The 12,411-nt window shown below is 34.2% G+C and carries 12 protein-coding genes; 10 read left to right on the top strand and 2 right to left on the bottom strand.

What is annotated here, in order from left to right; all coding sequences use genetic code 11:
• Positions 1-242: 242 nt before the first annotated feature.
• Positions 243-443 (bottom strand): 50S ribosomal protein L33, encoded by a 201-nt coding sequence (gene rpmG / locus ONG78_RS05960; RefSeq protein WP_012481745.1) that lies wholly within the window; start codon positions 441-443, stop codon positions 243-245.
• A 148-nt stretch (positions 444-591) separates the two neighbouring features.
• On the opposite strand from rpmG, the gene ONG78_RS05955 reads away from it, so the two are divergent.
• The 5 genes from ONG78_RS05955 to ONG78_RS05935 all read left to right on the top strand — a co-directional run bounded on the left by ONG78_RS05955 (position 592) and on the right by ONG78_RS05935 (position 7,473).
• Positions 592-2,349, top strand: coding sequence for an Rne/Rng family ribonuclease (locus ONG78_RS05955; protein ID WP_264377919.1), 1,758 nt, complete (start codon positions 592-594; stop codon positions 2,347-2,349).
• A gap of 73 nt (positions 2,350-2,422) precedes the next feature.
• A complete protein-coding gene (gene dnaK, locus ONG78_RS05950; protein ID WP_264374833.1) occupies positions 2,423-4,345 on the top strand; it encodes a molecular chaperone DnaK in 1,923 nt (640 codons plus the stop codon).
• A 72-nt stretch (positions 4,346-4,417) separates the two neighbouring features.
• A complete protein-coding gene (locus ONG78_RS05945) occupies positions 4,418-4,702 on the top strand; it encodes a BolA family protein (RefSeq protein WP_264374834.1) in 285 nt (94 codons plus the stop codon).
• 7 nt (positions 4,703-4,709) lie between these two features.
• On the top strand, positions 4,710-5,942 hold the full coding sequence (gene metC, locus ONG78_RS05940; RefSeq protein ID WP_264377918.1) for a cystathionine beta-lyase: 1,233 nt from the start codon (positions 4,710-4,712) through the stop codon (positions 5,940-5,942).
• The gene (locus ONG78_RS05935) at positions 5,911-7,473 is read left to right on the top strand and encodes a Mur ligase family protein (RefSeq protein WP_264378074.1); all 1,563 of its coding nucleotides are present in this window, start codon (positions 5,911-5,913) and stop codon (positions 7,471-7,473) included. Before metC ends, ONG78_RS05935 begins: the two co-directional genes overlap by 32 nt.
• A gap of 367 nt (positions 7,474-7,840) precedes the next feature.
• On the opposite strand, the gene miaA is transcribed toward ONG78_RS05935, so the two are convergent.
• The gene (gene miaA / locus ONG78_RS05930; RefSeq protein WP_010407423.1) at positions 7,841-8,725 is read right to left on the bottom strand and encodes a tRNA (adenosine(37)-N6)-dimethylallyltransferase MiaA; all 885 of its coding nucleotides are present in this window, start codon (positions 8,723-8,725) and stop codon (positions 7,841-7,843) included.
• A gap of 75 nt (positions 8,726-8,800) precedes the next feature.
• Here miaA and ONG78_RS05925 point away from each other — a divergent pair, with 75 nt between their 5' ends.
• From ONG78_RS05925 to ONG78_RS05905, 5 genes are all read left to right on the top strand, one after another.
• Complete coding sequence (locus ONG78_RS05925) at positions 8,801-9,271, top strand: hypothetical protein (protein ID WP_127464170.1); 471 nt, start codon at positions 8,801-8,803, stop codon at positions 9,269-9,271.
• A gap of 146 nt (positions 9,272-9,417) precedes the next feature.
• Positions 9,418-10,005, top strand: coding sequence for an L-threonylcarbamoyladenylate synthase (locus ONG78_RS05920; RefSeq protein WP_264377917.1), 588 nt, complete (start codon positions 9,418-9,420; stop codon positions 10,003-10,005).
• A gap of 17 nt (positions 10,006-10,022) precedes the next feature.
• The gene (locus tag ONG78_RS05915; RefSeq protein WP_264377916.1) at positions 10,023-10,874 is read left to right on the top strand and encodes a DNA polymerase III subunit delta'; all 852 of its coding nucleotides are present in this window, start codon (positions 10,023-10,025) and stop codon (positions 10,872-10,874) included.
• A gap of 36 nt (positions 10,875-10,910) precedes the next feature.
• Positions 10,911-11,705 (top strand): hypothetical protein, encoded by a 795-nt coding sequence (locus ONG78_RS05910; RefSeq protein WP_264377915.1) that lies wholly within the window; start codon positions 10,911-10,913, stop codon positions 11,703-11,705.
• 44 nt (positions 11,706-11,749) lie between these two features.
• Positions 11,750-12,409 carry a VirB8/TrbF family protein gene (locus tag ONG78_RS05905; protein ID WP_264377914.1) on the top strand — a complete coding sequence of 220 codons (660 nt, stop codon included), beginning with the start codon at positions 11,750-11,752 and terminating at the stop codon, positions 12,407-12,409.
• Positions 12,410-12,411: the final 2 nt, after the last annotated feature.

Here is a 12,411-nt window from a genome sequence, read left to right as displayed (position 1 = left end):
ATATAGACTATCTGGATCATTTAAAGTATCAGATCAAGTCCCATTTAAGCAATAAAAAGACCAGATCAGGACAAAAACGCTACCATTTTCAGCCCTTATTCAGGTGGCTCAATTTCCCGTAACTTATATAAGTTACCGTAATCTTTCAAAACCTCAAACAGACTTTCTCTAATGCAAAACAGTATAACTAGTGAGCAATAAGCTACACTCCTTTTAGCTGTAAGCTTTGCATGATAATATACTTACTTTAATTTTTCTTCTTTAAATAATACGTGTCTTCTGACCACTGGGTCATACTTCCTAAACTCGAGCTTCTTGGGAAGGTTCTTAGGATTACGTTTTTTTACACAAAAATAGCCTGTTAGTTTCTCTTCTCCAGTTTTTGTTGTTTTAGTTGCGGTGCTAACTAGCTTGACAAGCAAAGAAGCATTTTTTTTCGCCATAATTGTAGTGATATAATAAATTCTATGCAAGTTTAGAACGCAAAACACTGAAAGTCAACCCAATAATGCAGGTCGCAAAATTCTTGACAATCAATAATATATTAAGTAGTATAAGAAGATTTCAGAATGAAAAGCAGACGGTAAATAAGTGGCGAGTGATGGCAAAAGGTTATTATTGATAGAAAGTACTACCTGTTCTAACGAGGTAAGGGTTGCCCTACTAGTTAATGGTAGGGTTGTAGAGTTTGAACAAGAATTCAAGGAAAAAAGACAATTAAGAGGTAATATATACGTTGCTTATGTAAAGCGTATAGAGCCTGCTTTGCAGGCCGTGTTCATTGAGTATGGAAAAAATAAGCAAGGTTTTTTGTCTTTTTCTGAGATATCTCTAAATTACTTTAATATTCCAGAAAAAGAGAAGGAAATTTTCCCTGACGAAGGCTATTCGAGCGGTGTGGACTGTTCAAATGATAATTGCACAGAAGAAGGCCTAGATTCTACAGCTAGTAATGAATCCAGCAGTGGTTTTGTGAGGGAGGTACCTTTACATAGAAAATATAAGTTACAAGATGTGATTTCAGTAAATCAAAAGTTATTGGTTCAATTAACTAAAGAAGAACGAGGAAATAAAGGAGCTTCATTTACAACATACGTAACTTTGGTCGGTAGATACTGTGTTTTCATGCCCAATTCCATAAGTAGGGGTGGAGTATCTCGCAGAATTGAAGATACCAACGTTAGAAAACAGTTAAAGGATATATTAAATTCAATAAATTTACCAAAAGGCTCAGGTTTAATAGTAAGAACTGTTGGTGCAGGAAAAAGTAAGAAAGAAATTGAGCAAGATTACGATAATTTGACCTTATTATGGCAAAATATCCAGCAAAACTTCTCTTCTTTAAATGTTCCATCATTAATTTACAACGAAGCAGATGTAGTTATGAGATCTGTACGTGACTTTTGTAGTAATGATACAGAAATTATAGTATCTGATAGAGAAGTTTGTGAAGCGGTAAGAAAATACACTAAAAATGTGTTACAAGGAAAATTACGTCCTAGGTTATATAGAGGCTCTGTTCCAATCTTTACTTACTATCGAGTCGAAGATCAAATTTCTGAATTATATAGCAATAGAGTAGAATTACCATCTGGTGGGTCTTTGGTGATAACCTTAACTGAGGCATTTGTTTCAATAGACGTAAATTCAGGGAAAATGACAGGAGAAGATAACATAGAAGAAACAGCTTATAGAACTAATATGGAGGCATTATCTGAAATATCAAGACAAGCGAATCTCAGGGGCTTATCAGGGTTAATAGTTGTTGATTTTATTGACATGTTGAAACTTGAGTATTGCAAAAATGTTGAATTTGCTATCAAGCAGGCGTTTAAAGATGATAAAGCTAAAGTTCAATTTAGCTTTATCAATGACTTTGGTTTAATGGTCTTTTCAAGACAAAGAATTAAACCAAATATACAGGAAATTAATACTACAGAGTGCTTACGCTGTAAAGGTATTGGAAGAGTGAAATCAAACGAAGTGGTTGTTGCATCGATACTAAGGGATTTGCAACATATTGCTAATAAAAATCAAAATAAGTCCTTTGATTTAATAGCACGCAGTGCAGTTATAGCGCACATTTTTAATAATAAGCGTGATATGGTTTCTACAATCGAAAAAGAGTTCAATATTACATTAAATGTTAGTATTGATAATAGTTTAGATGCAGATACATTTATTTTAAAGCAAGGAGACCATATTAATTTTAATGATTATAAGCCATTGCAGAATTCTGGATGTAAAATTGTGAATAGCAGGAATAAAGAAGCTGGTAGTTCAGATAAACTACCGGGCAACTTTTGGTTAACTAAATGGCTTTCGCGCCTTTTGGGCTCTAACAACTAAACGGGACTTGTAATTAACGAGTTTTATACTTATATATTTTACATCAGATAATATTTAAAAGGGAGTATTCATTATGGGAAGAGCAATAGGTATAGATCTTGGAACGACAAATTCTTGTGTTGCAATAATGCAAGGTAAGGATACAAAAGTAATTGAGAATAAAGAAGGAGCAAGAACTACTCCATCTATAGTTGCATTTACTTCATCTGGAGAAAGGTTGATTGGTGCTCCAGCAAAAAGGCAAGCAACTACCAATGCAAGTAATACTTTTTTTGCAACTAAGAGATTGATAGGTCGCCAATATAGCGATCCTGAAATGAAGAATCTAGGTGTACCGTATAAGGTATTTGCAGCAAAAAATGGTGATGCATGGGTTAAAACAACTGATAGTAAAGAATACTCTCCTAGTCAAATTGGTGCATTTATACTACAAAACCTGAAAGAAGCAGCGGAAGCTTATCTTGGGGAAGAAGTAAAGGATGCTGTGATAACAGTGCCGGCGTACTTCAATGATTCTCAACGTCAAGCAACAAAAGATGCAGGAAAAATTGCTGGATTAAATGTCCTCAGAATAATTAACGAACCAACTGCTGCAGCACTTGCTTATGGTCTTGATAAAAAGCACGGACACACAATAGTAGTGTATGATCTTGGTGGTGGTACATTTGATGTTTCAGTTCTTGAAATAGGTGACGGAGTTTTTGAAGTAAAGGCTACAAATGGTGATACTCACCTTGGAGGGGAAGACTTCGATAATGCAGTAGTAAATTATTTACTGGGTGAATTCAAGAAAAGTAATGGCATTGATTTGAAAAACGATCCAATGGCTATGCAAAGAATCAAAGAAGCTGCAGAAAAAGCAAAGGTAGAATTGTCAAGTGCAATGGAAACAGAAGTAAATCTACCGTTTGTTACAGCTGATGCAAGTGGCCCAAAACACTTAAATATGAAGCTAACAAGAGCAAAGCTTGAAAGCTTAGTGAATGATTTGATTGAAAGGACTATAATTCCTTGCAAAAAAGCTCTTGAAGATGCTGGTTTGTCTGCTAGTCAAATTGGTGAAGTAGTTCTTGTTGGTGGCATGACTCGTATGCCAAAAGTCATAGAGAAAGTTAAAGAATTTTTTGGCAAAGATCCACACAGAGGGGTTAACCCTGATGAAGTTGTAGCAATTGGAGCTGCAATACAGGCGGGAATCATTCAAGGTGATGTAAGAGATGTATTACTACTTGACGTAACTCCACTTTCTCTTGGTATTGAAACTCTAGGTGGAGTATTCACTCCACTTATTGAACGTAATACTACTATTCCCACAAAAAAATCTCAGGTGTTTTCAACTGCAGAAGATAACCAAACAGCCGTTACAATTAAGGTACATCAAGGTGAAAGAAAATTGGCGATTGATAATAAACTGCTTGGTCAGTTTAGTTTAGAAGGAATACCACCTGCTCCTCGCGGGGTTCCTCAAATTGAGGTGACATTTGATATAGATGCAAATGGAATAGCGCATGTTTCTGCAAAGGATAAAGCTACTGGAAAAGAGCAAAAAATACGTATTCAGTCTTCAGGTGGTTTATCGGAGGATGAAATAAATCGGATGGTGAGAGAAGCTGAGGAAAAAGCACAAGAAGATGAAAAGCGTAAGAAATTTATTGAAGTGAAGAATCAAGCGGATAGTTTAGTTCATTCTACAGAAAAATCTTTGACAGAATATGGTGATAAAATTTCTCCAGAAGATAAATCTGCTATTGAAAATGCAGTTAATGAGTTAAAGGAAGTGAGTAAATCTGACAACATTGATGATGCTGATTCAATACAACAGAAGGTTACTAATCTTTCTCAACTTTCTATGAAGCTTGGAGAAGCTATGTATCAAGCATCTCAGCAAAACAGTGCTGAAAATGGCTTTTCATCAGAAGGAAATCCAAATGATAAGGAAGAAAAAGTAGTAGATTCTGATTATCAAGACATAGATAATAAAGAAGAGAATAAGTAATTCGATTGTCATCCCAGTGCCCAGATACTGTGGGATGACAAGAGGAGCGTATTGTTGCTTAAAGGAACCATTATGGATATTATTAAAACGATGGAAGAAAAGCTGCGCGGTTCAATAGGTATAATTGGTATTAATGTTATAGATGAGTCAGCGAAGCATGCAGATCATTATTTTGCTTCTTCTTCGACACTACCTTCACATATCAAATTAGTATTAATATCTAACGACTTTTCTGGAATGAGCTCTTTAAAGAGGCATAAATTGATCTATGAATTATTAAAGAGTGAAATAGAACGAGTACATGCGATTTCTCTTCACTTGTATACGCAAAGCGAATACAATCTAAAAAATAAATAATAAAAATGTGAACGAAGAGTCTATATTAGTTAAAGCAGGAAGAAAATTTAGTGACTATAAAGGTTCTATGAACCCGCCAGTTTATCATTCTTCTACCATATTATTTCCTACTTACAAGGATTACTTAAGTGCAGCGAATGGGGAGAGTATATATGATGTGATCAATGATGGTGTTGCAAGGGATTACAGCTATAGTAATGTTGGTACGCCTACTGTTCATTATTTTTCAAATGCACTGGCTGAAATTGAGGGTAGGGGACAAGCACTCATCTACCCTTCTGGATTATTTGCACTTACTTTTGCTATTTTGACTTTCACTAAAGCAGGTTCACATGTCCTGATACAAGATAATAGTTATTATAGGCTAAAGAGATTTGCCGAAAATGAGCTACCAAAAAGAGGAGTAGAAGTAACTTTTTATAATCCGACACAGGATATAACTGATTTAGTTCAGAGTAATACTTCACTCATCATGATTGAGACTCCTGGTTCTATAACGTTTGAGATTTCAAATATAGAGCATATAGTAAAAGTTGCTAAAGCACGTGGAATCGTAACCGTTTGTGACAATTCATGGGCCACTCCTTTGTTGTTTAAGCCGCTTGATTATGGAATTGATGTTGCACTATACGCGGTGACAAAGTATCTAGCCGGTCACTCAGATTTAGTTATGGGAGCTATTATTGCTGAAGGTGAAATTTTTAAATTGCTTTATGAGAGCTATAAAAATTATGGAGTAACCATTCAATCGCACGACTGCTACCTTGCACACAGGGGACTAAGAACACTGCACACACGTATGAAAAGGCACCAAAATACAGCAATGGAAGTGGCAAAGTGGCTAGAAGCACAGCAAAAAGTTAGAAAGGTTTTATATCCAGCACTTCCCTCCCATCCTCAACACGAATTATGGAAAAGTTACTTCAAAGGAGCAAGCGGCACATTCAGTATAGCACTGGATAGAGAATATTCATGTGAAGAACTAGGCTGCATGGTTGATCACATGAAAGTTTTCGGCATTGGTGCTTCTTGGGGAGGATGTGACAGTTTGATATTACCAATAGACCATAGATCTATTTCAAGATCTGTAATGAATTCAGATTGTGGTGGAAGTTTTGTGCGAATATTTTGCGGACTAGAAGATCCTGAAGATTTGATTTTTGACTTGAATACTGCATTAATAAGACTGCCATGTTCAAGTGTTAAAGATGATTGTGAGACTGAAAGAGCTACTGCATAACATTGTAAATGCTGACTTTGATATTGAAATCAAAGGCGTCACATGTAATCCTAAGAGAGTTAAAGAAGGTTACCTTTTTGTTTGTGTGTCAGAAAGGAGTAAAGAACACGTAACATGTCTTCCTAATGGATGTGTACACAACTGTGTAGACGTTGTAATACAAGGGGCCAAGAAAGATGTCATCCCAGTGCTCAGACACTGGGATCCAGAAAATTTAATTGTAAACAAGCATACTAGACAATTGTATAATGAAAACTGGATTCCAGTGTCCGCTACTCGAATGACAAGTACTCCAAGTTTTGCAGTGCTTTACCACTCGGACCCTCAAGGAATATACAGTGAAATAGTCAGCAGGTTTTATCAATTCAAACAACCTAAATATGTTGCTGCTGTAACTGGTACGAATGGTAAAACTTCAGTGGTGGAATTTTGTCGCCAGATTTGGCAAGATAATGTAGCGTCTATAGGAACACTGGGAACATGTGTCAATAATAATAGAAAAGATAATAGCCTTACAACGCCAAGTGCAGATGATCTTTATTCCACATTGCGTGACATAAATAATAAGAACGTAGAACACTTAGCATTAGAAGCTTCAAGCCATGGAATCGATCAATACAGAATCCATGGACTCAGGCTCAATGCTGCAGCTTTTACTAATTTCTCTCAAGATCATTTGGACTATCACAAAAGTATCGATGAGTATTTTGAGGGCAAGAAAAGGTTGTTTGATGAGGTATTGCCAAAAGAAAAAACAGCGATTTTAAATGCAGATATAGGCGAATATGGAGAGTTGCTCAACATAGCTGAAAAGCGTGGCAACAAAGTTATAACCTATGGAAAAAAAAACTCTGACATTACTTTATTAAAGCAGATACCCACTGCCAATGGTCAATACCTGACAATTCAAATCGGTGATGAAATTTATAACGCATTTTTTCCGATTTTTGGGCAATTTCAAGCATATAATTTGTTGTGTGCAATCGGTATAGTTATTTCATCTGGTATGGACTATCAAAGAATGTGTATAGATAAACTCGCTTCTCCATCTGGAAGAATGGAAAAAGTGAACACTTTTGCATTTGTCGATTACGCTCATACTCCAAGTGCACTCAAACAAGCTCTGTTGTCTTTAAAATGGCACTTCAATAAAAAGATAGTTCTAGTGTTCGGTTGTGGCGGGAATCGTGATCAAACAAAACGTTCAGAGATGGGTAAAATAGCACAAATGCTTGCAGGTAAAGTTATAGTCACAGATGACAATCCGCGTGATGAAGATCCGGGGAAAATTCGTCACGATATTTTGTTACATTGCCCTGATGCACTGGAGATAGGAGATAGAAAAAAAGCTATAGAGAAAGGTATAAATATAGCACATGATGAAAATATGATTCTGCTAGTTGCAGGAAAAGGACATGAAAGATTCCAAATAATAGAAGGCCAATCCCTTGAATTTAGTGATGTTGAAGTTATTAGAGAGGGCCAAAAATTTGCTACTGCTGTTTTGCTCTCTCCTTCATCCAACGCCTGAATGGCTTTTTTCCTTAAGTCATAACTGTACGCTGCTGGCATTTTTACCTTCTTGTTACACTAAATCACTATCTTATCTTGTTCCTACTATTATGAGAAGAGCTATACAAGGATATGAAAGTGGAGATTGTGGTTACAAGATTAGTGAGAGAATATAGAAAAATTGAGGATGAAATATTGCGTGATATAGTTCATTTAGTGATAAAGGCTCTTACAGGTATAGTAGCGCTTCATAAGTAAGAATATTTTTACAAAGAATTTAATAATCACAATTTAGGCAATGATGAAAGTTCTTTAAGAAAAAAGTTTAATACTATCAAGAAAAGTTTGCATAGGCATAGCAATATAATACATAATAATCAAAATATCTAAAATTCTGTCAATTTATTTGCACAGTCAATCACTTGAGAATTAGGAAATTGATTTTTAAACCAAGTGTACTGGCGTTTTGCATAATGCCTTGTGTTTGTTTGAGCAATCTGTATTGCTTCGTCTAAAGTAATCTCCCCTTTTAAGTATCTTATAATTTCTGGTACTCCATGTGCTTTCATAGCTGGCAAATGTGGAGATGGGTTCATGCTAAGTAGGTTTTTTACTTCATCAATTGCTCCATTTTCAACCATTTCAATAAAACGAGAATTTATTTTTCGGTATATATCCTCACGTTTAGGTAGAATTGTATATACCTTAAAATTATTGAACAAAGGAGGCTGTCTATTTTCTTGCCATACAAAGATTGTCTTGCCAGTTTCAGTGATAACTTCAAGTGCTCTTGAGAGGCGATGTGAGTCATTAATAAATATTTTACCTTGAATCCTTGGATCTTTGCTTAGCACTAATTTGTAGAATTCCTCTTTACTTAAATTTTTCCTAAGTTCATTTACGTTTTCTCTCACTTCCTGGCTTATTTGTGGAATCGATGATAATCCCTTGATTAAGCTGCTAATGTAAAGCCCACTTCCTCCAGTGATGATGGGTATTCGTGAATTTTTCAGCGCGTTGTTAACTTCCCTCTTTAAATCCTCTAGCCATAAACCTACGGAATAATTTTCTCTTGCTGAAACATAACCGTATAGCCTATAAAATTCTTTCTGCTTTGGTGGTTGAGCAGTAATTACGGGAATCTCTTTGTATACCTGCTTTGAGTCACAGTTTATTATGCTAATGTTTTTATACTTTTTTATCAAGTTATCGCATAATTCTGATTTACCTGAGGCTGTAATTCCTGTAATAATTACTATATTATCTTTCATTTATATTAATTTAACTAACCTATGATAGGGTGTAGTAAAAATTTGGATTCTACAATCTAAAATTTGGAGACTTTTATGGCAGAAAATGATAACGATAACTCGTTTACTAAGCGTTTTACAAATAGGACCTCTAATGAGACAAGAGGAGGTTTTTCCAGTAAGTATTCATCTCAAAATACCAAAGAACATGCACTAGGAGCAAAAGGAAAAATTTCTGAATTGGCAAACAAAAAAGCTGAAGCCAAGGAAGCTTTTTCTGAAAGTGGCGGCATAAAGAGTAAAAGCAGAACTATCAATGAAAGATCCTTTGCTGATGCAACAAGAAGAAGTAGATCAGATCTCATATATCTAGTTCGTGGTAAAGATCGAGGAAGATCAGCTTGGCACTATGTATTAGTTGATAAAGATAAAAGAGAAATGTTTCTGGCAAAAAGTAGAACTGGCTCTATAGATGTTGCAGATTATGGAGAGATTTTATATTCAGGATGGGGAGATGATCCACCACAGGAGATAGTCGATAAAATCAATGCGGAGTTCGGATTGTAGTAAATCTGTTGTAAAAACGAGCAGTTGCTAATAAAATTTACTGTAGTATACAACAGATGCGTGCTAGCCATTTCGGTATCTTAATTGCTACCATATAGCGAGATAACGGTAAACCCAGAGCTATTGTAGACATAAGTTTTAGCTATATGGTATTTGAAGTAATAAACGCAATACAAAATAATTTGTTAGCATGCTTTCCAACAGAAACAGTATATGCTCTTGCTTGTAATGCGCTAGATAATGGATCTATAGAAAAAATATACCGGATAAAGAAGCGTTCTCAAAACAAGCCACTCTCTATATTTGTTAGTGATGTTGATAGTTTGACAAATATAGCAAAGGTAAAAGAAGAATATATCAATTTAATAAACTACTTTTCTCCTGGACCAATGACCTATATTTTACCACTTCAAGATAACAGTATATTACCAAATGAGTTCTTTAAAGATAGTATAGGCATAAGAATTCCTGATCATCCTATTGCGATTTCAATATTAAATGAACTGAAAACTCCAGTAGTTGCAACTAGTATTAACATTTCAGGAGAAAAAAGTATATGCAAAGCAAGAGATATACCTCAGTCTATTAAGCAACACTTATCTGCAGTAATTGAAGATGATGAATTAGTTTCTGGTATAGAATCTACTATTATTGACTTAACTAGAGATAAGATTAAGGTTTTAAGGAAAGGCAAAATTTCATTACAAACAATAAATAACGCATTTTCAAACTAAGATCTATAGGGGAAAGAATGAGAAAAGTGATAGGCCATACCCAAGCAAAAAAAAAGATAATGAACAATTTATCTATTCAATCTTGGCTGATCTGTGGTAAAAAAGGTATAGGGAAAGCAACACTTGCACAATCCTTTTCTAATTGGTTTCTTATCAAAAATTACGATGAAGTAGCATTAGACTTACACATTGTTGAAGGTGATACAATAGGAGTGGAAAAGGTGAGAGAAATGAAAAATTTTCTGCACTTAAGCCCCATTCAATCAGAATATAAGATAGCTATAATAGATAGCTTGGAGGCAATGACTAGCAATGCTAAAAATGCAATATTAAAGATATTAGAGGAGCCGCCAAAAAATTCTAAAATATTTGTAATTAGCCATAAGCCATATGATGTACAAACCACCATCCGGTGTAGGTGTTTTCAGCTGAATTTACTTCCATTAACTTACGATGAAACAAAGCAGGTTGTTTCATCTCAGTGTAAATTCGACGATAAAATATTTAGTGAGATCATTACTTTGTTTCCTGGAACTCCGGGAGTAATAATAAATGCAATAAACAGTGGTGCTTATGAGTCACATAAGCATTTTTATACATTTTTCCGTAATCTAAATAATTCTGATATAGTTAATAAAATAATTAATAGTGAGATTGAGCTAGAACTAGCATCACATATAATTCAAACCTCTATTTTAGAAAGTATAAAGAAAGAAGTAAATAATGTTGAAATTCTACTAAGTCAATGGAAAGAAATAGATGAACTTTTCGTTGCTGCAAAGCAATTTCGCTTAGATAAAAAGCATGTTTTAGCTAATGTAGTTAACATCATGACACAAAAATATAATACTTTTAACATAAATTTATGATAAAATTCTGCTAATTTAATACTTAAATTATATAATTTGACTGATAATAAATTAACTGTATGGCAATCAATAGAAGTTTTAACAAAAACCATATTGAACATGCAGAAAGAATTGAGTTTAATCAAGAATACATCTTTAGATCAAGACGTCACTTTAGAAAAAGGGAAGGAGCTATCAAGTGGCATCTATGAGGCAAATTTTAAGCTAAACAAGGCAATCAATATAGCTACTTTGCCGAGAATTGGCTATCATATGATTAATGATGAACTTGTTGTACGTAATCATATTACGAAAGAGGAAGTAAAGATCCCTAGAGATTTTCATTACTTTAAAGTTGTTCAATCCAATCACGATGATTGTAAATTAACGTTTTGTAATTTTTTAGGTAATGAGTTTTTTGAATATAAAAAGTATGATCCACAATATTCTGGTCTTTCAGATGAATATAAACTCATGGATTTTGGTAGTATAAAAAAGACTAATAATCTAAAACTTAAGGAGTATGTTGGTCATGCACCTAAATTTTTTGCTGTAGAAGGATCTATTGAGCCTGGATCTGAAAACCATGTAATTGATCTATTTGAGCTAGTCAGAGACGGTAAAGGCAAAAAAGTGGGAACTCTTGCTGATGAATTTGGTTATTTTGATGATCAAAATAAATTACACTACTATAATTATCACAAAAGTGCAGAAAGTAATACTTATGATCCTGAAAGCTTCAGTGTAAAAATGATAAATTTAGATGTGAGCAAAATTGATAAATTTCACCTTATTGCAGAACAAGGTGATATAATAATTCATCCTATTTTGGAAAATTTAGACATATTTTAAAGTTTTTTAGAGTATCCAGTATATTATATAATTGGGTTTGTATTATGGAAGATAAATTACTTGAATCAGTAAAAAACAAAAGTTACTTCAGGAAAGCAGTTGAATGGTATTGCCACAGATACCTGTTCTGCGTTGTAGAAAGATCTTGGATGGCGTTAATAGCGTTACTTCTCTTAGTATGTTTATTTTTATCACTACTAAACATATACCTATTACTTCCTGTTAAAAAAGATTTAAATTTTGTGAAGTATATGAACCACACAGAAGATGAGTTCTCTGCAATACATAAACTTAGTTTTAGTAAAAAAGAAGATGAGTACATTTCCATAGCAAGGTATTTAATAAGTAAATATATTGAAACATATGAGTCCTCTCGGACTGTTGAGCCAAAGTATCAAGAAAATTTTATAAAAAACAATTCTGTATACAAAATCTACCAAAACTTTCAGGAAAAAGTGAACAATGAAGCTGTTTCATCCACAAGAAAAATTACCAACATAAACGTAACAACATTATCTATTGACCGGTTGACCAAGAACTTAGTTACATTTGTTGGAAACGCTACTGTAGTTTTTACAGCTGAGCAAAATAAGAAGATGAAAGATTATGCTGTGGAGGTCAGCTTCACTTTGTCAAATATAAAAGCAACTCTAGCTGGAATAGTGCCATTTAAATTTATTGTTAATAGCTATAAATATAGATGATT

Origin of the sequence: Wolbachia endosymbiont (group B) of Philonthus cognatus (assembly GCF_947179345.1) — a bacterium.
Lineage (GTDB): Bacteria > Pseudomonadota > Alphaproteobacteria > Rickettsiales > Anaplasmataceae > Wolbachia.
The sequence above is the reverse complement of the archived record's forward strand: the minus strand, read 5'-3'. Positions and strand labels throughout refer to the sequence as shown.

Excerpts from the sequence above, each read along its gene's own strand:
- dnaK (WP_264374833.1), top strand. The coding sequence starts at position 2,423 with ATGGGAAGAGCAATAGGTATAGATCTTGGAACGACAAATTCTTGTGTT.
- ONG78_RS05915 (WP_264377916.1), top strand. The coding sequence starts at position 10,023 with ATGAGAAAAGTGATAGGCCATACCCAAGCAAAAAAAAAGATAATGAAC.
- ONG78_RS05905 (WP_264377914.1), top strand. The coding sequence starts at position 11,750 with ATGGAAGATAAATTACTTGAATCAGTAAAAAACAAAAGTTACTTCAGG.
- rpmG (WP_012481745.1), bottom strand. The coding sequence starts at position 443 with ATGGCGAAAAAAAATGCTTCTTTGCTTGTCAAGCTAGTTAGCACCGCA.
- miaA (WP_010407423.1), bottom strand. The coding sequence starts at position 8,725 with ATGAAAGATAATATAGTAATTATTACAGGAATTACAGCCTCAGGTAAA.
- ONG78_RS05925 (WP_127464170.1), top strand. The coding sequence starts at position 8,801 with ATGGCAGAAAATGATAACGATAACTCGTTTACTAAGCGTTTTACAAAT.
- ONG78_RS05920 (WP_264377917.1), top strand. The coding sequence starts at position 9,418 with ATGGTATTTGAAGTAATAAACGCAATACAAAATAATTTGTTAGCATGC.
- ONG78_RS05935 (WP_264378074.1), top strand. The coding sequence starts at position 5,911 with ATGATTGTGAGACTGAAAGAGCTACTGCATAACATTGTAAATGCTGAC.
- ONG78_RS05945 (WP_264374834.1), top strand. The coding sequence starts at position 4,418 with ATGGATATTATTAAAACGATGGAAGAAAAGCTGCGCGGTTCAATAGGT.